Genomic DNA, 17,935 nt, shown 5'->3' with positions numbered 1-17,935 from the left:
CGGCCCTAGACGAGCCGCTCGATCTTCGACTTGCGCCACACCAGCCGGTAGAACGCCGACTGCAGCATCAGCATCGACACGAAGGCGATCGGGTAGGCCCACCAGACGCCTTCGATGCCGATGCGTTGCGACAGGCCGTAGGCGGCGGGCACCTCGATCGCGACGATGCAGAAGATCGAAATCGACATCGGCACCAGCACCGTGCCCGAGGCGCGCATGACGCCGCTGACCACCGAGGCGCAGCCGAACACGACGCTGCTCCACAGCATGATGTGAAGCAGCGACTGCGCGAGTTCGATGACCGGCTGGCTGGTGATGAACAAGGCCATCAGGTGGCGCGAGAACAGGTAGCCGATGACGACCAGCGTGCCGGTGATGACGAGGTTGAGCACGATGCCGGTGCGCGTGATCGGCCCGAGCTTGTCGGTGCGGCCGGCGCCGATGGCCTGGGCGCCGAGGATGGATGCGGTGATCGCGATCGACAGCGCCGGGAACTGCACGTAGTTGACGACCTGGTTGACGGCGCCGTAGGCGGCGGTGGCGTCGGAGCCGAAGCGGTTGACGAGGGCGAGCAGCGCGATCTCGGCCAGCGAGATGACGACCATCTGGATGCCGGTGGGCATGCCGATCTTCAGCACCAGCTTCAGCAGCTGCGGCTGGATCTTCAGCGAGTGCAGCAGTTCGCGGTCGGGCGACAGCGCGTGGTTCGTGCGGCGCAGGTGCACGCCCATGTAGAGCAGGGCGGCGATGAACGACAGGATGGACGCCGCGGCGGCGCTGGTGACGCCCAGCTGCGGCAGCCCGCCCCAGCCGCGGATGAAGGCGGGCGTCATGATGCAGGAGACGATGGTGGACAGCAGCAGCGCGTAGAGCGGCGTCACGGTGTCGCCGACGCCGCGCAGCAGCTGCGTGATCAGGATGAACACCATCAGGCCCGGCATCGCGAACATCATCAGCCGTGCATAGCCGATGGCATCGTCGACGACGTCGGCCGGGGTGCCGAGGGCATGCAGCACGTGTTCGGTGAAGACGCCGCCGAAGACGGCGATGAACAGGCCGAGCAGGAAGCCGAGCGTGATCGCGGTGCCGGCGATGGCCTTGACCTTGTGCGTCTCCCGGGCGCCCCAGGCCTGGCCGATCAGCACCGAGCCRCCGGCACCGATGCCGATGACGAGGGTGATGAAGAAGAACACGATCGGGAAGACGGCGGCGGTGGCGGCGAGGGCGCGCGTGCCGAGCATCTGGCCGACGAAGACGGCGTTGAAGGTGCCGGACAGGCCCTGCAGCACGTTGCCGACGATCATCGGCCCGAGGAAGGCGAGGAAGACGCGCCACAGGGGGCGGGTGTCGGTCGCGATGGATGGACGGTTCATGGGGTCGGGATCATATAGGGCCCCCCCAGTCGCTTCGCTCCTGCCCCCAAGGGGCGCCACGCCAGGGGCCTGGCAAAGCCAGTTCCCCGGCGCGTTGCCTGGTCGGCCAAACGCTGCGGCGGCGTTGCCCCGGATTGGCATCCGGGCTACAAGTTGCCCGTAGCCCGGATGGCAATCCGGGATCTCCGCCCGCGCCTTTGCCCGCGCCGATCGCCGAAAGTCACCCGGCAGGGAGGCTCAAGGCCGCAACCAGTCCGCCATCCGGATGGTTGCGCAAGCGAACATCCCCGCCATGCTCGCGCGCAATGCGGCGCGCAATGGACAAGCCCAGCCCGGATCCGTCCGCATGCATCTGCCGGCCATGCTCCAGCCGGACGTAAGGCTCGAAGATCTCCTCCAGCGAATCCTCCGGCAAGCCCGGCCCATGGTCGCGCACCAGCACCGAACACTTGCCATCCCCCAGCTCGGCCCCGATCTCGATCTCGCGCCCGTAGCGCAGCCCGTTGTCGATCAGGTTGCCCAGCGCGCGCTTCAAGGCCAGCGGCCGGCCCGTCACCGCGATCGGCGGCAGCGACACCGCGATCTTCGCGCCCGAGGCCAGCGCCGCCGACGTCAGCCGCTCGACCAGCCGGTCCAGCCGCACCTCGGCCAGGTTCTCGTGCACGTCGCTGTCCTTCACGCTCTGCAGCGCCCCCTTCACCATGATGTCCAGCTCGTCCAGGTCTTCATGGAAATCGGCCCGCACCGCATCGTCGTCCAGCAGCTCGGTGCGCAGCTTCAACCGCATGATCGGCGTCTTCAGGTCGTGCGAGATGCTGCCGAACAGCCGCTCGCGGTCCTCGACGAAACGCTGTATGCGCGCCTGCATCTCGTTGAAGGCCCGCGCCGTGCGGCGCAGCTCGATGGTGCCGGTCTCGGGCACCTGGTTCGGGTGCATCGCGTTGCCGAACTCGCTGGCCGCCTGCGCCAGCCGCGACAAGGGGCGCGTCAGGCTGCGCGCCACCGCCAGCACCAGCAGCAGCACCGTCACCAGCGTCGCCCCCTGCAGCGCCAGCCGGTCGCTCGTCAACGGGTTCGCGTTGTCCAGAAAATACGGATCGGGCAGCGTGGTGGCCAGCAACAGCCAGCCACCCGGTTCGATCTCGGCCTGGATCACCAGCAGCGGTGCCGGCCGCGCCCGCCGCAACAAGGATGCCTCGACCCAGCTCTCCGGCAGTTCGTTCAGCGTGCGCCCGTCGTCGGCCACCGCCAGCGTGTCCGGCCACGCAAACGCCACCTCGAACGACGTGGTGTCTCCCAGCTGCACCAGCAGCCGCTCGCGCACGCTGCGCACCACCGTCTCCGACAGCCGCGACGGCGCGAACGCACCCGTCGGCACGCGCGCGCGGTTCACGTTGACGAAGAAGCGCGTGCCGCCCATCGTGCGCAACTGCTCGATCAGCAGCGGCCGGTACTGCGGTGGCAGGTCGCGGAAGAAGCGGATCGCACCGGCCGCGCTCTGCGCCGTCTGCGCCGCGGCATCGCTCGCATCGCGCAAGGCCCCGGCGCGCAGCTGCCAGGCCCACAGCGACGTGCCCAGCAGCTGGCTCAGCAACACCCCCGCCACCATCACGAGCATGATGCGGCCGCGCAGCGTGTGCGGCAGCAGCCGCTGCGCCCAGGCACGCCAGTCAGTCATGGCTCGCGAGCACCTCGACCGAGAACACGTAGCCGCTGCTGCGCACCGTCTTGATCAGCGCCGGCTGCTTGCCGTCGTCGCCCAGCCGCTGGCGCARCCGGCTCACCTGCACGTCCAGCGAACGGTCCGCCGGCCCGAGGTCGCGCCCGCGCGTCTGCTCCATCAGCCGCGCCCGTTCCATCACCTCGCCGGCGTGTTCGGCCAGCAGGCGCAGCAGGTCGAAATCCATCGCGGTCAGTACCACCGGCTGCCCATCGGGCGCGGTCAGCGTGCGCTCCAGCCGGTCGAGCCGGAAGCCCGCGAAGCGCAGGTAGCGCGGCGTGCCGCCGCCTTCGCCCTGGCCGGCCCGCCGGTGGATCGCCTTGATGCGCGCCAGCAGCTCGCGTGGGTTGTAGGGCTTGCCGATGTAGTCGTCGGCGCCGAGCTCCAGCCCGACGATGCGCTCGGTGTCGTCGGCGCTCGCCGTCAGCATGATGATCGGCAGCGCCGGCGCGCGCTGGCGCACCATCTGGCACAGCGCGAAGCCGTCGGTGTCGGGCAGCATCACGTCCAGGATCACCAGGCTCAGGTCGTCGCGGTAGCGCTCGAAACCGCTGCGGAAACTCGCGCCGTCGGATGCCAGCTGCACCACGTACTGGTGCTTCTCCAGGTACAGCTTCAGCAACTGCCGGGTCTTCTGGTCGTCATCGACGGCGAGGATGGTGCGTTTGCGGGCAAGGTTCATGGTGAAGATGGTGATCGGGCCGCACTGCGGATCAGCGCCACCAGCCGCTCCTGCGCGCGTTCGGGCGTGATGCCGGGGTCCTTGACGAAACGGTGCAGCGCATCGGCGAGCGCATCCTTGGTCGCCTCGTCGGCGGCCATGCGGTGGGCGATGCTCGGCAACTGCGGGCTGTCGCTGCGCTTGAGCGTCTGCCACGAGTCGCGCGCGCACTCGTCGAGCTGGGCCGGGTCGATGTCGTCGCGCACCGGCACCGAGCCCTTGGCCTGGTTGTACGCGAGCTGCGCGGCCGGCGACACCACCACCTCGGCCATGCGCTCCTGCTCGGCCTTGCGCTCGCGCTTGCCGACCAGCATCGCCAGCGTGTCGATGCTGTACAGGTGCATGCCGGCCGTGCCCGGCACCACGGTGCAGCCGTAGTCGCGGCCGGCCTGCGCATCCCAGGCGCTCAGCTCGCCGCGCGCCCAGTCGCCCATGATCAGCATGCCGGCCTCGCCCAGGTAGAGCTGGCGCGTCGACGCGGTCCAGCGCTGCTCGATCGCGGTCTCGCCATTCAGCTTGCGCAGCCAGCGCAGCCGTGCCAACGCCTTCGCGACGCGCGGATCCTGCCAGGCCTGCCAGCGCTGCGTGGCGGCCAGCTCGGCATACAGCGCCGGCCCGCCCTCGGACAGCAGCAGCGTCTCGAACACGGTGGCGATCTGCCACGGCTCGTCGCTCCAGGCGAACGGCGCGATGCCGGCGCGGCGCAGCGTGGCGGCGGTCTGCTCGACCTCGTCCCAGGTCTTGGGCACCGGCAGCTTCAGCCGCGCCCAGACGCGCTGGTTGTAGAGCAGCCCGTTGATGCGGTGCACGCCCAGCGGCGCGGCGACGATGCGGCCGCGGTGCGTGATCACGCGCTGCACCACCGGGAACAGCGAGGCGCCCCAGCGGTTGCGCAGCGCCACCTCGTCCAGCGGCAGCACCAGCCCGAGGTCGGACCAGTCGGCCAGCGTGCGCCCGATCACCTGCGCCACGTCGGGCGGGTCGCGTGCCAGCACGCGGCTGTTCAGCACCTTCATCGCGCCGCTGCCGCCGCCACCGGGGATGGCCGCGTCGTTCCACGCGATGCCGCGCTTGTCCAGCTGCTGCACCAGCTGCTCGACCGCACGGCGCTCGCCCACCGATGTCCACCAGTGCAGCACGTCCAGCGTCTGCGCGCGCGCCGGCGCACCCCACAGCGCCACCAGCAGCATCGCCAACAGCGGCGCGGCGCCTGTCGAAATCCGACGAATTGCAATGTTGTGTAAGGCGCGCGAGGCAGCACGGCCCTTCGCGCCACCTGCGGCAGGGCGCGGCGCAGCGTAAGGAACGGTGAGCTCGGAGCATCGCCTCATTGGCGGAAATCCCTGGAATGACAAGCACTTGCGCGCACATGACCGGGCCTGGCGCAGCCTCTCGTGTCACACGGCGCCCGATGGTACCTTGCGCCCCGCCTGGACACCCAAAGGAGACTGAACATGACACGACCCCTTCGCACCGCGCTCGCCTGCGCCGCCCTGGCCTGTGCCGCCTCGGCCCAGGCCGGCACCCTGGTCATCGAAAGCTGGCGCACCGACGACAAGGCGCTGTGGGACGAGGTGCTGCTGCCGGCCTTCACGAAGGCCCACCCCGGCATCACCGTCAAGTACTCGCCGACCTCGCCGCCCGAGTACAACTCGGTGCTCAGCGCGCGCCTGGCCGCCGGCAGCGCCGGCGACCTGATCACCTGCCGCCCGTTCGACGTCGCGCTCGACCTGTACAAGAAGGGGCGCCTGGCCAAGCTCGACGGCGAACCCGGCCTCGCGAACTTCCCCGACTCGGCCAAGGTGGCCTGGCAGACCGACGACGGCAAGGACACCTACTGCATGCCGATGGCCTCGGTGATCCACGGCTTCTTCTACAACAAGAAGATCTTCGCCGACGCCGGCGTCACGCCGCCGGCCACCGAGGCCGAGTTCTTCGCGGTGCTCGACAAGATCAAGGCGCAGGGCAAGGTCGCGCCGATCGCGCTCGGCACCGCCGACCAGTGGGAGACCAGCCAGATCGTCTTCACCGGCATCGGCCCCAACTACTGGAAGGGCGAGGAAGGCCGCCGCGCGCTGATCGCCGGCAAGAAGAAGTTCACCGACCCGGAGTTCGTCGACGTCTGGACGACGATGGCCAAGTGGTCGGCCTACCTGCCCAAGGGCTACCAGGCCGAGACCTACGGCGACTCGCAGAACCTGTTCGCCTCGGGCAAGGCCGCGATCTACCCGACCGGCTCGTGGGACATCGCGTACTTCGAGAAGGAACCCGGCTTCGACTTCGGCGCCTTCGCACCGCCGGTGCGCAAGGCCGGCGACGCCTGCTACATCTCCGACCACACCGACATCGGCATGGGCATCAACAAGGCCGGCAAGAACCAGGCCGATGCCAAGGTGTTCCTGGCCTGGCTCGCGTCCAAGGAGTTTGCCGAGCTGTACACCAACAAGGCGACCGGCTTCTTCTCGCTGGCCAAGCACGCGGTGGACGTGAAGGACCCGGTGGCGCGGCAGATGATCGGCTGGCGCGCGCAGTGCAAGTCGACCATCCGGCTGAATGCGCAGGTGATGAGCCGCGGCGAGCCGAGCATGGAGAACGAGCTGTGGACCGTCAACTCGCAGGTGCTGAACGGCAAGCTGGCACCGAAGGACGCGGCACAGCGCATCCAGAGCGGCTTCGCCAAGTGGTACGCGCCCCAGCAACGTTGATCCGGCACCGATGAAGAAGAGCCTCGGATGGCACGTGCCGGTGTTCCTGGCACCGGCCGTGCTGGTCTACACGCTGTTCAGCGCCTTGCCGCTGCTGGACACGCTGCGCCTGTCGGCCTACGGCACCGGGCCCGACGGCGCGGTGTCGTTCGTCGGGCTGCAGAACTTCCGCACGCTGCTGTTCGACGCGCAGTGGTTCGAGGCCTTCCGCAACGCGATGGTCAACAACGTCGAGTTCTTCGTCATCCATTCGCTGGTGCAGAACCCGGTGGCCCTGGTGCTGGCGGCGCTGCTGTCGCTGCGCGGCGTGCGCGGCGCGGCGGCCTACCGCACCGTGCTGTTCCTGCCGACGCTGCTGTCGGTGGTGATCATCGGCTTCAGCTGGCAGCTGATCCTGTCGCCGCTGTGGGGCGTCAGCGAGAAGCTGCTGTCCTTCGTCGGCCTGCAGCAGCTGTTCAGCCCGTGGCTGGGCATGGAGGAGACGGCGCTGCCGACGCTGACGCTGATGTCGGTGTGGCAGTTCGTCGGCATCCCGATGATGCTGATCTACGCGGCACTGATCGCGATCCCCGAAGACATCGTCGAGGCCGCGGTGGTCGAGGGCGCCGGCCCGTGGCGCATCTTCTGGGCCATCCGGCTGCCGCTGATCCTGCCGACGCTGGGCCTGGTCAACATCCTCACCTTCGTCGGCAACTTCAACGCCTTCGACCTGGTGTACGCGGTGAAGGGCGCCTCGGCCGGGCCCAATTTCTCGACCGACCTGCTGGGCACGTTGTTCTACCGCACCTTCTTCGGCTACCAGTCGCAGCCGGGCAGCGCGACCATGGGCGCGGCACTGGCGACGCTGATGTTCCTGGTGATCCTGGCCGGCGTCGCGCTCTACCTGTTCGTGGTGCAGCGGCGGCTGCGGAGGTTCGCGCTGTGAACCGCTGGCTGAGGTCCCTCTTCGTGCACGCCACGCTCGGCGGCTATTCGCTGCTGGTGCTGTTTCCGATCGTGCTGGTGCTCGTCAATTCGTTCAAGACGCGGCGCGCGATCTTCGACGACCCGCTCGGGCTGCCGACCGCCGCCACCTGGAGCGTGGTCGGCTACGCCAAGGTGCTGGGCAATGCGGCGATCGGCGGCATGTTCTTCAACAGCGTCGTCGTCACCGGCTGCTCGCTGGTGCTGATCCTGCTGCTCGGCGCGATGGCCGCGTGGGCGCTGACCGAGTACCGCTTCCCGGGCAACCGGCTGCTGGCGCTGTTCCTCGCGTTCGGCATCATGGTGCCGATCCGGCTCGGCTCGGTGTCGATCCTGCAGACCATGGTGGCGCTGGACCTGGTCAACACGCTGACCGCGCTGGTGCTGGTGTACGTGGCGCAGGGGCTGCCGCTGGCGATCCTGATCCTGTCGGAGTTCATCCGCCAGGTGCCGGGCGAGCTGAAGGACGCGGCGCGCTGCGACGGCGTCAGCGAATACACCATCTTCCTGCGCATCATCCTGCCGCTGGTGCGCCCGGCGGTGGCCACGGTGGGCGTGTTCACGATGGTGCCGATCTGGAACGACCTGTGGTTCCCGCTCATCCTCGCGCCGTCCGAGGCCACGCAGACGCTGACGCTGGGCGTGCAGCAGTTCATCGGGCAGTTCGCGACCGACTGGAACGCGGTGCTGGCGGCGCTGTCGCTGGCGGTGCTGCCGGTGCTGGTGGTCTATGCGTTGCTGTCGCGCCAGCTGATCCGCGGCATCACCGCCGGTGCCGTGAAATGAATCCCCCGACCCCATGACCCAAGTCACCCTCACCAACGTCTCCAAGCGCTACGGCGACACCGTCGTGCTGCAGGGCGTCGACCTGCACATCGCCGACGGCGAGTTCGTCGTGCTGGTCGGCCCGAGCGGCTGCGGCAAGACCACGCTGCTGCGCATGATGTGCGGCCTGGAGGAGATCTCCGGCGGCGAGCTCGCCATCGACGGCCAGGTGGTCAACCACCTGCCGCCGGCGCAGCGCGGCATCGCGATGGTGTTCCAGAGCTATGCGCTGTACCCGCACATGAGCGTGTTCGACAACATGGCCTTCGGGCTGAAGCTGCACGGGGCCGACCGCGCCGAGCGCAAGCGGCGCATCGAGGCCGCCGCGCGCGCGCTGCACATCGACCACCTGCTGCAGCGCCTGCCGCGCGAGCTGTCGGGCGGGCAGCGCCAGCGCGTCGCGATCGGCCGCGCGATCGTGCGCGACCCGAAGCTCTTCCTGTTCGACGAGCCGCTGTCCAACCTCGACGCGTCGCTGCGCGTGAAGACGCGCGTCGAGCTGGCGCGCCTGCACCGCGAGCTGAAGGCGACCATGGTGTACGTGACGCACGACCAGGTCGAGGCGATGACGCTGGGCGACAAGATCGTCGTGATGCACGAGGGCCGCGTGCAGCAGGCCGGCACGCCGGTCGAGCTGTACGAGCAGCCGGCCAACCGCTTCGTCGCGACCTTCATCGGCTCACCGGCGATCAACCTGCTGCCGGCCACGGTGGCGGCGCTCGATGGCGGCGTGCTGCTGTCGCTGGCGCGCGGCGCGCAGGCGCGTGCCGACGTCGAAGCGGGCGGGCTGCGCGTCGGCCAGGCGGTGGAGATCGGCGTGCGGCCCGAGCACCTGCGGCCGGTCGGCGCCGAAGAGGCCGGCCTGGCCGGCGAGGGCGTGCGCTTCGACGGCGAGGTGGTGCTGGTCGAGCAGCTCGGCGAATCGCACCTGGTCTACATGCGCACCGACGGCGGCGAGGAGCTGGTGCTGCGCGGCAGCGCGCTGACGAAGGTGCGCGTCGGCGACCGTGCCCGCTGGTGTGCACCGGTCGAGGCCTTGCACGTCTTCGACGCCGACGGCCAGGCCCACCGCCGCCGCGCCGCGCAGATGTGACCGTTCGTGTGCCGATCGCCGGATCGGGCACGGCAAATGCACGCGAGCCCGATGGACGGCCGCCGCAGGCTGTCGGATAACGGAGCGTGCACGCGATGAACAAGCAGATTCCCGGCCTCGAAGGGGTGCGCGGCATCATGGCCCTGTGGGTCTGGGTGACCCATGTGACGACCATGGCGACCTTGCCTTTCCAGAAGACCGAGGGGTGGGGCTGGGTGCTGGCCAACGGCGAGTTCGCGGTCGGCGTCTTCATCATCATCAGCGGCTTCGTGATCACGGCCACGCTGCTCGGCTCGCGCGATGGCCGCATCTCCAGCTACCTGGTGCGCCGCGCGTTCCGGTTGTTCCCGGTCTACCTGGTGTGCCTGGTGGGCAGCGTGGCCATCGTCGACCTGTCGATCGAGGTGCTGCGCGACGTCCCGTGGGCCGGCCTGCGCACCGACGAGCGCATCGGCTACCTGCTGGCGGCGAAGGAGAACTTCTGGACCCACCTGGGTCTGCACGTCGTGCTGCTGCACGGCATCGTGCCCGAGCGGCTGCTGCCGGCCACCTCGTTCGCCTTCATGGGGCAGGCCTGGAGCCTGACGCTCGAATGGCAGTTTTACCTGGCGGCGCCGCTGCTGGTCGCGATTGCCGGCAAATTCCGCCTGAACGTCTGGACGGCGACGGCCGGCGCGCTGCTGCTGTCGCTGGCGGCGCTGCGTTTCCACCAGCCGTCGTTCCTGCCGGCCACGCTGTACATGTTCTTCATCGGCTACGTGTCGTACCGCTTGCACGTGCAGATGTCGACGCCGGGCGAGGCCCCGGTCGGCACCGGCCAGGCCGTGCTGATGCTGGCGCTGCTGGCCGCCTGCGCCTTCATCCACGGGCCGATCGGCGTCGCGGTGCTGATGTGGATGCTGGTGTTCTTCTCGATCGAAGGCCGGCTCGGCGCCTTCGGCCAGCACGTGCTCGCGGCGCTGGAGAGCCGCACGATCAAGTGGCTGGGCCACATCTCGTACGGCTTCTACTGCGTGCACATGATTGCGGTCTTCGGGACCGCCTGGGTGCTGATCGAGGCCCTGCAGCTGCGCGACCGCGGCCTCTACATCGTGCTGCTGATCGCCATCAGCCTGCCGCTGGCGCTGCTGGGCGCCTGGCTGCTGCACATCGCGGTCGAGAACCCCGGCATCGCGATGGGCAAGCGGCTGGCCGCGCGCATCGGCGCGCGGGCCAAGGCCTCGGCGCTGGCCTGAGCGCCGGCGTTCAGCGGTAGCGCAGGGACAAGCCGAATCGGCTTCATGCGCGAGCTGCAGCCCTCGGTCGTCGTCATCGAGCCCCGGCTGGTGGTGCGGGCTTCGACAGCGGCGGCCGGCGGCGGCGCCACCACAGCCACACGCCGGTGAAGGCGAGCCCGCCCAGCGCGAGGCCGCTGGCGAAGACCAGCACCTGCTGCGCGAGGCCGCCGAGTTCGCCGACGTGCAGCGGGTAGACCCAGGCCACGGCGCGCGCGCCCGGATCGAGCTCGCTCCAGCGCTGCACCGCCAGCACTGCGCCGCTGCGCGGATGCAGCCACACCGACGTCAGGCCGTTCGGGTGCGGATCGTCGAGCAGGCGCATGCGCACGCGCAGCGGCCGCTTCGCGTCGCCCGGCACCTGGATATAGCCGATGGCGTCGTTCGGAAAGCGGGCCTGGGCACGCGCGGCCATCTCGTCGAGCGTGATCGCCGCTGTGTCGTCCGCCAGCTTCGGGACGGCCGGCGGCAGCACCGGCGTCGCACCGCTCAACGCGCTGACGAAGACGCCGAGTGGACGCCACGCCATGTACGCGCCGCTCGCGACCGACACCGCGATCACCAGCCCCATCAGCACGCCGCCGGTGCGGTGCAGATCGAACAGCCCGCGCAGCAGGCCCTGGTCCAGCACGATGCGCCATGACGGCGGCCAGCGACGCGGCCACCACAACACCAGGCCGGTCAGCAGCATCGCCAGGTAGCCGAGCGCCAGCCAGGCGAGCAGCGCCTTGCCGGTGTCCTGCAGCAGCAGCGAGCTGTGCACCTTGAACGTGAGGCCGACGAAGCCTTCGCTCTCGGCGCGCCGGCCCTGTTCGGTGCCGCTGGCCGGATCGACGTAGACCGTGCCGCTCCAGCGCGGGCCGCGCACCAGCACCCACAGCGTGTCCTGCGGCTCGCGCGGCGGGCGGAAGGTGAGGGTGCTGGACGCGCCGAATTCGGCGACCAGGCGTTGCCGAATCGGTTCGAGCGGCGCGGCCGCCGTGGCGTCGGCCGCGGCCGGCGCCGCGCGGAACAGCTCGGGGTGTCCCCAGCGGTCGAGCGGCTGCGCGACCACCAGGACCGCGCCCAGCAGCCCGACGACACCCAGCACCCAGCCGACGCTGAGCGCCATCCAGCGGTGCACGCGCAGCCACACGCGGCGCGCGCCCTGGCGATTCGCGCGGCCGGCCTTCAAAACGCCACGCGCCCTTGGACGTAGGTGGTGCGCGGCGCGCCCACCATGCGGCCGAGGTTGCCGTCGATGTTGCGCGTGTAGTAGCGCTTGTCGGCCAGGTTGTTGACGCCCAGCTTCAGGTCGATCGGCGTCGCGGTCGGCAGTTTCCAGCCGAGCTGCGCATTCCACAGCCGGTAGCCGGGGATGCGGCCCACGCCCGCATTGGCCGCCTCGGCCTCGGTGTTCGCGTTGTCGGAGTACTGGCCGCCCTGGTGCGTGGTCGACAGGTTGAAGCCCCAGTCGCCCAGCAGGTAGCGCACGCCGAAGCTGTCGGTGTCGCGCGAGTAGAACGGCACGTCGTTGCCGGCGGTCGGGCCCGAGTCCTGCAGCGCCTTGGTGTGCGTGTAGTTCGCGAACAGGTTCAGGCCGGCCAGCGTGCCGGTCTTGAAGCGGTAGTCGATCGCGGCCTCGATGCCGTCGTGCTTCGTCGCACCGATGTTCTGGAAGGTCGCGGGCGTGACGCCGGCCACCTGCTGGATCTGGTTGTCGAAGCGCAGCCGGAAGGCGGTCAGCTCGGCGTTCAGTTCTGCGGTCTTCCAGCGCGTGCCGAGTTCGAAGGTCCTGGCCACTTCCGGCTTCAGCGGGTTGGCCGGCGTCTGCGAGTTCAGCTGGATGTTCTGCACCGGGCCGAACGAGGTGTTGTAGTTGCCGAACAGCGTCAGGTCCGGCGTCAGCAGGTAGGCGACGTTCAGCGAGGGCAGGGTCTTGTCGTTGTCGGTGTCGAAGCTGGCGTTGTTGGCGATGTCGTCGCGCGTGCTGCCGATGTGCTCGAAGCGCACGCCGGGCGTGATGCGCCAGCTGCCGATCGCGATGCGGTCGTCGACGTAGACGGCATGCGCGTCGGTGGCGTTCTCGAAGCTGAGCGTCGGGCTGACGGCGCCGCTCGCGAGCGTCTCGGTGAAGCTGTTGTCGTCGCCGCGCTCGCGGATGAACCGGTAGCCCACCGTCACGTCGTGCGCGACCGCGCCGGACAGCAGGCGCTGCGTGTAGCGCGGCTCGATGCCCAGCACGCGGTAGTTGCGCGGCTGGTGCGTGAGGATCGTGCCGGCCGCATTGGTCAGCACGCTGGCGCGCGCGCTTTCGTTGTAGTAGAGGCGCACCTCGACTTCCTGCGTGGCCGACAGCGTGTCCAGGTAGCCGAGGTCGACGCCCTTGCGCACGCCGCTCCAGTAGTCGGTGGGGCGGGTGTTCTGGAACGGGTCGGCGTCGTACTGCGCGACCGTCAGGCCACCGGGCGTGCGCGACGTGACGTCGTAGTACGACAGCTTGCCGTAGACCTCGGCACCGCCGGCCAGGCCCTGGCGGAACTTGAGCGCCAGGTCGTTGACCTTCTCGTCGCTGCCGGCACGCCATTCGCGGCCGTCCAGGCCCGAGTACAGCAGCGCCAGGCCCAGGCCGTTGTCGAGCTGCCGGCCGAGGAACAGGCTGTATTGCGTGTTGCCGCCGCCGCCCTCGCCGAATTCGTTGCGGCGCACGGAGGCGTCGCCGCCCAACGTCTCGGAGGCCGGCACCGGGCGGGTGTTGAAGTTGACGATGCCGCCGACGTTCTGCGGCCCGTAGCGCACCGCACCGCCGCCGCGCACCACGTCGACCGAGTCGATGTTGGCCAGGCTCACCGGCGCGAACGACAGCTGCGGCTGGCCATAGGGCGCGACCGCGAGCGGGATGCCGTCGAGCAGCACGGTGGAGCGCGGCGAGTAGCGCCCGGTCAGGCCGCGCACGCCGATGTTCAGCGAGATCGCGCTGCCGGCCGAGCCCGAGTTCTCGGTCGACTGCAGGCCGGGGATGCGCCGCATCACGTCGCCGATGGCCAGCGCGCCGGTGGCGTCGATCTCGTCCTTCTTCACGATGCTGCGTGCGCCGGCGAAGCTCTTGATGCTGTTCTGCAGCCCGCTGCCGAGCCAGTTGCCGTTGACCTGCACGGACTCGAGCGTGGCGGTGGTGTTGGTGGTGTCGGTGGGGGCGGGCGGCGCGTCGGCCTGGGCTTGCGCGCGGGCGCCTGCGGAAAACGTCGCGATGACGGCGGCGACGGCCGCGGCCAGCGTGTGGGGTGTCATGGGTGGGTACTCCGGGAGCCCTGCGAGGGCGCAAGTGCTGGCGGGGCTGCCCACGGCACGGACGGCGGTCCATGCGGGAAAGCGTTGGCTGGCGATGGGAAAAACGATCGACGGCTTGCGCCGTCGCCGGATGATAAATGGGCCCGCGAGCCGGCGGGAGAAGCCGGCCTTTCGCGGCACCTTCAGGCGGCAGGGCGCCGCCTGGAGTCTGCCGGGCTCAGCCGCCGGCGATCACCGACTGATCGGCCACGAGGCGTGTCTCGTGGCGCGCATCGGGGCTCGCGCCGTGCCAGCGCAGCGTCGACGTGCCGGCGGCAGGTGGCCGCGGTGGCAGGCCCTGCGCCGGCGTGCGAGGTGCGGTGGGCGGGGCGGGTTGGCTGCGGTCCTCACGGCGGTCGGATTGCATGCGGGTGCTCCGGGAGTGGATCGACGCCTGCATGGTGGGAGCGCCGGCACCCCAAGTAAAGCGATCTTTATTGGCTTTTGACAGCAATAATGTTGCTGCATGGACATTGCCCTCGCGAAGACCTTCCTCGGCATCGTCGCGGCCGGCAGCTTCGTGCGCGCGGCCGAGCAGCTGCACGTGACGCAGACGGCGGTCAGCGCGCGCGTGCGGGCGCTCGAAGAGGCGGTCGGCGCGACGCTGTTCGTGCGCAGCAAGGCGGGCGCCACGCTGACGCCGGCCGGCGAGCGCTTCGTGCGCTATGCGTCGATGCTGGTGCAGGTGTGGGAGCGGGCGCGCCACCAGGTGGCGGTGCCGCCGGGGCGCGAGGCGGTGCTGGCCATCGGCTGCGAGACCAGCCTGTGGGACCCGCTGCTGATCGACTGGCTGCTGTGGATGCGCGGCGCCGCACCGAAGCTCGCGCTGCGCACCGAGGTCGGGGCCGCGCCCGAATTGCTGGAGCGCGTGGCCAACGGCACGCTGGACATCGCGGTGGTCCATGCGCCGCAGCTGCGGCCGGGCCTGCGCATCGAGCTGCTGATCGAGGAGAAGCTGGTGCTGGTCACCACCCGCAAGGGCCGGCGCAAGATCGACCCCGACGACTACATCTACGTCGACTGGGGGCCCGAGTTCGCGACCCAGCACAGCCTGGCCTTCCCCCAGCTGAGCAATGCGCCGGTGCGCGCCGGGCTCGGTCCGCTGGGCCGCGAGTACGTGCTGGCGGCCGGCGGCTCCGCCTACGTGCGGCTGGCGGTGGTCCGCAAGCACATCGTCAGTGGCCGGCTGCACCGCGTGGCCGGCGCGCCCGAGTTCCTGTACCCGGTGTACGCGATCTTCGCGGAAGAGGCCGATGCCGCCGTCGTGCAGCCCGCGCTCGACGGTCTTCGCCATGCGGCCGGTGCAGGCACACTCGACGTCCATGAATGACGCCTACCTGATCGTCGCCCTTGGCGCCATTGCGGCCGGTTTCGTGCAAGGACTCTCCGGCTTCGGCTTCGGGCTGACCGCGATGTCGTTCTGGGCCTGGTCGCTCGACCCGCGGCTGGCGGCGGTGCTGGCGGTGTTCGGTTCGCTGACGGGCCAGGTCATCGCGGCGGTGACGGTGCGGCGCGGTTTCGACTGGCGGCGGCTGATGCCCTTCCTGCTGGGCGCCGCGGTGGGCGTGCCGGTCGGCGTCGCGATCCTGCCGCTGCTGGACGTGCGGCTGTTCAAGATCGTGCTGGGCACGCTGCTCGTCGTGTGGTGCCCGGCGATGCTGCTGTCCAGCCGTCTGCCGCGCATCCGCTTCGGGGGCCGGCTGGCCGATGGCGTGGTCGGCGGCGTCGGCGGGATGATGGGCGGGCTGGGCGGCTTCACCGGCACCATCCCGACGCTGTGGTGCACGCTGCGCGGCTTCGCGAAGGACGAGCAGCGCGCCATCATCCAGAACTTCAACCTGGCCGCGCTGCTGGTGACGATGGGTGTCTACCTGGCGCGCGGCCTCGTCACGCGCGAGATGCTGCCGATGTTCGCGATCGTCGCGCCGGCGATGCTGATCCCGGTGCTGCTGGGCGCGCGGCTGTATGCCGGCATCTCCGAGGCCGCCTTCCGCCAGCTGGTGCTGTCGGTGCTGACGGCCTCGGGCGTGGCCTTGCTCGCGTCGGGCCTCAGTTCACGCGCGTGATGCGCGGCGCGGGCGGCGCCAGGTTGGGGTGTGCCTTCATGTAGGCGATCAGCGCATCGATGTCCTTGACCTGGCTGTTGGTGATGTTCTTGCCCTGGGTCACGACGCCGAAGTTGTCGCCCGGGCCCGGGGCCATGAAGCTGTTCAGCGTGACGCGGTAGGTCTTGGCCAGGTCGATCGCGGTGCCGTTCAGCATCATCGAGCCGGTGATCACGCGGTTGCCCTGGCCGTCGGCCGCGCCCGAGGGCTGGGCGGCATCCCACGAGTACGCGAAACCGGCGCTCGGCTGCAGCAGCCGGCCGCAGCCGTTGGCACCGGTCTTGGCGGCGCAGTTGGCGGCTTCCCATTGCTGCTCGAGCAGGCGCTTGAGCTGCGTGCCGGTGAGGTCGACCGTGACCAGCGTGTTCGAGAACGGCGCCACGTCGAGCAGGTTGCCCACCGTCACCTGGCCGCCGTTGGCGAAGATCAGGTCGGCGCGCACGCCACCCGGGTTGATGAAGGCGATGTCGGCCTGCGGGCCGCCGGCCAGGTAGACGTCGGCCATCACGTCGCCCATCGGGCCTTCGGCGGTCTCGTCGCGCGTCGGCGTCGACGAGCCGGCCAGCAGCGCGCGCTTGATGTCGGCAGTGATGCTGCCGGCGACGGTGTTCTTCAGCGTGGCCGTCAGCGCGACGTATTTCTGCACCGAGGCGGCGACCGCGGCATCGGGCGCGAGCGCCGTCAGGCCGGCCGGCAGCGTGGTGTTCAGGTCGTTGATCACCGGCACCGTGTGCGCCACCTTGGCCGTGACGCCGGTGCCGGGCAGCAGCKTCAGGTCGATCTCGGTGACGGCGCTGCCGTAGAAGCCGGTGGAGGTGAGCAGCTTGCCGTTGCGCACGCACACGTACTCCTGGTGCGTGTGGCCGCTGACGACGACGTCGACGTCCTTGCCGAGCGCATCGACGATGGGGACGATCTCGCCGCTCAGGTTCGGGCAGCTGGTGTCGTCCAGCGTGCTGGCGGTGGTCTGGCCGCCCTGGTGGATCAGCACCACCACCGCGGTCACGCCCTGGGCCTTCAGCTTGGCGGCCTCGGTGTTGATGGTGCCGGCCTCGTCGAGGAACTCGAGCCCGGCGACGCCGGTGGAGGTGACGACCGTCGGCGTGGCCTTCAGCGTGAGGCCGATGAAGCCGACCGAGGCGGCGCCGAAGCTTTTGACCCAGGTGGCCGGGAACAGCGTCTGGCCGGTCGCGGTGACCTGGGTGTTGGCCGACAGGTACTTGAACTTCGCGCCGGGGTAGGTGCCGTTGACCAGGCAGGTGTCGGTGCCGGTGACGCCGCCGGGGAAGCAGCCGCCGTTCTGGATGCGCAGCAGCTCGTCCTTGCCGTGGTCGAACTCGTGGTTGCCGACCGAGGTGACCTCGAGGCCGACCTGGCCGAGGATGTCGACCGTCGACTCGTCGTGCGTCAGCGAGGACGCGACCGGCGAGGCCGAGATCATGTCGCCCGCGGCGACGACGACGTTGTTCGGGTTCTTCGCCTTCAGCTGCGCGACCAGCGTCGCGAGGTAGGCCGCACCGCCGGTGCGCACCGTGGTGCCGGCCGGGTTGGCGGGGTCCTTCACGATGACCGAGCCGCCGTTGGTGGCGGCCGGCACCTCGAAGTTGCCGTGGAAGTCGTTCATCGCGATCAGCTTGAYCGAGACCGGCGCGGGGGCCGGCGCCGGGTCGTCGCTGGCGCAGCCGGCCAGCAAGGCAATGAGCGAGGCGAGGCCGGCAACGCGGCGCATGGAGGCGGTGTGTGTCATGGTGTCCCTGGGTTCGTGCGGATTCTTCGATGAGGCGATGACATCGCTGTGACGCTGGGGGCGGCTACAGTGCATGCTTTTCTTCCGCTGCGCCGGTTCG

At 69.9% G+C, this 17,935-nt stretch carries 15 protein-coding genes; 7 read left to right on the top strand and 8 right to left on the bottom strand.

What is annotated here, in order from left to right:
- Nucleotides 1-5 precede the first annotated feature (5 nt).
- From AC1DYN_RS04650 to AC1DYN_RS04635, 4 genes are all read right to left on the bottom strand, one after another.
- Nucleotides 6-1,373 (bottom strand): MATE family efflux transporter, encoded by a 1,368-nt coding sequence (locus tag AC1DYN_RS04650; protein WP_477957939.1) that lies wholly within the window; start codon nucleotides 1,371-1,373, stop codon nucleotides 6-8.
- A gap of 220 nt (nucleotides 1,374-1,593) precedes the next feature.
- Complete coding sequence (locus AC1DYN_RS04645; protein WP_477957938.1) at nucleotides 1,594-3,051, bottom strand: ATP-binding protein; 1,458 nt, start codon at nucleotides 3,049-3,051, stop codon at nucleotides 1,594-1,596.
- Entirely contained in the window at nucleotides 3,044-3,775 is a 732-nt protein-coding gene (locus AC1DYN_RS04640; protein WP_477957937.1) for a response regulator, read from the bottom strand. The genes AC1DYN_RS04645 and AC1DYN_RS04640 overlap by 8 nt, the downstream gene beginning before the upstream one ends.
- Nucleotides 3,772-5,004 (bottom strand): ABC transporter substrate-binding protein, encoded by a 1,233-nt coding sequence (locus AC1DYN_RS04635; RefSeq protein ID WP_477957966.1) that lies wholly within the window; start codon nucleotides 5,002-5,004, stop codon nucleotides 3,772-3,774. The genes AC1DYN_RS04640 and AC1DYN_RS04635 overlap by 4 nt, the downstream gene beginning before the upstream one ends.
- 264 nt (nucleotides 5,005-5,268) lie before the next feature.
- Here AC1DYN_RS04635 and AC1DYN_RS04630 point away from each other — a divergent pair, with 264 nt between their 5' ends.
- The 5 genes from AC1DYN_RS04630 to AC1DYN_RS04610 all read left to right on the top strand — a co-directional run bounded on the left by AC1DYN_RS04630 (nucleotide 5,269) and on the right by AC1DYN_RS04610 (nucleotide 10,635).
- Nucleotides 5,269-6,519, top strand: coding sequence for an ABC transporter substrate-binding protein (locus AC1DYN_RS04630; protein WP_477957936.1), 1,251 nt, complete (start codon nucleotides 5,269-5,271; stop codon nucleotides 6,517-6,519).
- 10 nt (nucleotides 6,520-6,529) lie between these two features.
- Nucleotides 6,530-7,444: a carbohydrate ABC transporter permease gene (locus AC1DYN_RS04625; protein WP_477957935.1), complete on the top strand. Its 915-nt coding sequence runs from the start codon at nucleotides 6,530-6,532 to the stop codon at nucleotides 7,442-7,444.
- Complete coding sequence (locus tag AC1DYN_RS04620) at nucleotides 7,441-8,268, top strand: carbohydrate ABC transporter permease (RefSeq protein ID WP_477957934.1); 828 nt, start codon at nucleotides 7,441-7,443, stop codon at nucleotides 8,266-8,268. Before AC1DYN_RS04625 ends, AC1DYN_RS04620 begins: the two co-directional genes overlap by 4 nt.
- A 13-nt stretch (nucleotides 8,269-8,281) precedes the next feature.
- Nucleotides 8,282-9,400, top strand: a complete 1,119-nt coding sequence (locus AC1DYN_RS04615; protein WP_477957933.1) for an ABC transporter ATP-binding protein — start codon at nucleotides 8,282-8,284, stop codon at nucleotides 9,398-9,400.
- Nucleotides 9,401-9,495: 95 nt separating this feature from the next.
- Nucleotides 9,496-10,635 (top strand): acyltransferase family protein, encoded by a 1,140-nt coding sequence (locus tag AC1DYN_RS04610; RefSeq protein WP_477957932.1) that lies wholly within the window; start codon nucleotides 9,496-9,498, stop codon nucleotides 10,633-10,635.
- A 73-nt stretch (nucleotides 10,636-10,708) separates the two neighbouring features.
- Here AC1DYN_RS04610 and AC1DYN_RS04605 read toward each other — a convergent pair whose 3' ends face one another.
- The 3 genes from AC1DYN_RS04605 to AC1DYN_RS04595 all read right to left on the bottom strand — a co-directional run bounded on the left by AC1DYN_RS04605 (nucleotide 10,709) and on the right by AC1DYN_RS04595 (nucleotide 14,350).
- The gene (locus AC1DYN_RS04605; protein WP_477957965.1) at nucleotides 10,709-11,785 is read right to left on the bottom strand and encodes a PepSY-associated TM helix domain-containing protein; all 1,077 of its coding nucleotides are present in this window, start codon (nucleotides 11,783-11,785) and stop codon (nucleotides 10,709-10,711) included.
- A gap of 59 nt (nucleotides 11,786-11,844) precedes the next feature.
- Nucleotides 11,845-13,944 (bottom strand): TonB-dependent receptor family protein, encoded by a 2,100-nt coding sequence (locus AC1DYN_RS04600; protein WP_477957931.1) that lies wholly within the window; start codon nucleotides 13,942-13,944, stop codon nucleotides 11,845-11,847.
- Nucleotides 13,945-14,161: 217 nt separating this feature from the next.
- Nucleotides 14,162-14,350: a hypothetical protein gene (locus AC1DYN_RS04595; RefSeq protein ID WP_477957930.1), complete on the bottom strand. Its 189-nt coding sequence runs from the start codon at nucleotides 14,348-14,350 to the stop codon at nucleotides 14,162-14,164.
- A gap of 99 nt (nucleotides 14,351-14,449) precedes the next feature.
- Between AC1DYN_RS04595 and AC1DYN_RS04590 the strand changes: the two genes are divergently transcribed.
- On the top strand, nucleotides 14,450-15,313 hold the full coding sequence (locus AC1DYN_RS04590; RefSeq protein WP_477957929.1) for a LysR family transcriptional regulator: 864 nt from the start codon (nucleotides 14,450-14,452) through the stop codon (nucleotides 15,311-15,313).
- Complete coding sequence (locus AC1DYN_RS04585; protein WP_477957928.1) at nucleotides 15,306-16,049, top strand: sulfite exporter TauE/SafE family protein; 744 nt, start codon at nucleotides 15,306-15,308, stop codon at nucleotides 16,047-16,049. Before AC1DYN_RS04590 ends, AC1DYN_RS04585 begins: the two co-directional genes overlap by 8 nt.
- Here AC1DYN_RS04585 and AC1DYN_RS04580 read toward each other — a convergent pair.
- Entirely contained in the window at nucleotides 16,033-17,835 is a 1,803-nt protein-coding gene (locus AC1DYN_RS04580; RefSeq protein ID WP_477957927.1) for a bifunctional metallophosphatase/5'-nucleotidase, read from the bottom strand. The genes AC1DYN_RS04585 and AC1DYN_RS04580 overlap by 17 nt on opposite strands.
- Between the last annotated feature and the right edge of the window lie 100 nt (nucleotides 17,836-17,935).

The organism is Rhizobacter sp. P2_D12 (genome assembly GCF_056404395.1).
The sequence above is the reverse complement of the archived record's forward strand: the minus strand, read 5'-3'. Positions and strand labels throughout refer to the sequence as shown.

Bases quoted from the DNA above. Each gene is read 5' to 3' on its own strand.
- AC1DYN_RS04645 (WP_477957938.1), bottom strand. From the start codon at position 3,051: ATGACTGACTGGCGTGCCTGGGCGCAGCGGCTGCTGCCGCACACGCTG.
- AC1DYN_RS04635 (WP_477957966.1), bottom strand. From the start codon at position 5,004: ATGCTGCTGGTGGCGCTGTGGGGTGCGCCGGCGCGCGCGCAGACGCTG.
- AC1DYN_RS04630 (WP_477957936.1), top strand. From the start codon at position 5,269: ATGACACGACCCCTTCGCACCGCGCTCGCCTGCGCCGCCCTGGCCTGT.
- AC1DYN_RS04625 (WP_477957935.1), top strand. From the start codon at position 6,530: ATGAAGAAGAGCCTCGGATGGCACGTGCCGGTGTTCCTGGCACCGGCC.
- AC1DYN_RS04615 (WP_477957933.1), top strand. From the start codon at position 8,282: ATGACCCAAGTCACCCTCACCAACGTCTCCAAGCGCTACGGCGACACC.
- AC1DYN_RS04610 (WP_477957932.1), top strand. From the start codon at position 9,496: ATGAACAAGCAGATTCCCGGCCTCGAAGGGGTGCGCGGCATCATGGCC.
- AC1DYN_RS04605 (WP_477957965.1), bottom strand. From the start codon at position 11,785: ATGGCGCTCAGCGTCGGCTGGGTGCTGGGTGTCGTCGGGCTGCTGGGC.
- AC1DYN_RS04600 (WP_477957931.1), bottom strand. From the start codon at position 13,944: ATGACACCCCACACGCTGGCCGCGGCCGTCGCCGCCGTCATCGCGACG.
- AC1DYN_RS04595 (WP_477957930.1), bottom strand. From the start codon at position 14,350: ATGCAATCCGACCGCCGTGAGGACCGCAGCCAACCCGCCCCGCCCACC.
- AC1DYN_RS04590 (WP_477957929.1), top strand. From the start codon at position 14,450: ATGGACATTGCCCTCGCGAAGACCTTCCTCGGCATCGTCGCGGCCGGC.
- AC1DYN_RS04585 (WP_477957928.1), top strand. From the start codon at position 15,306: ATGAATGACGCCTACCTGATCGTCGCCCTTGGCGCCATTGCGGCCGGT.